1 protein-coding gene is annotated in these 281 nt (G+C 69.4%); it reads left to right on the top strand.

The window, feature by feature from the left end; all coding sequences use genetic code 11:
• A partial coding sequence (locus L687_RS0121640) for an MATE family efflux transporter (RefSeq protein WP_031207439.1) occupies positions 1 to 281 on the top strand: 281 nt, incomplete at both ends.

Here is a 281-nt window from a genome sequence, read left to right as displayed (position 1 = left end):
CGATGTACGCGGCGCAGAACCACGGCGGTCGTCGGCCCGACCGCATCCGTCGCGGTGTGGTCGAGGCGACCTGGATGGCGGTCGCCGCCGGTGTGGTCCTCGGTGCCCTGCTGGTCGCATTCGGCGCCCCGATGGTGCGCCTGTTCATCGGCGAAGGATCCGACGTCGTCGTCGACGACGCGCATCGGATGCTCATCATCAACGGCTGCGGGTACTGGGCGCTCGGCATGCTGTTCGTGCTGCGCGGCGCTCTTCAGGGACTCGGTCACACGCTCGTGCCC

This window comes from Microbacterium maritypicum MF109 (genome assembly GCF_000455825.1).
GTDB lineage: Bacteria > Actinomycetota > Actinomycetes > Actinomycetales > Microbacteriaceae > Microbacterium > Microbacterium maritypicum_A.
This window is presented reverse-complemented; position numbering and strand designations above follow the sequence as displayed.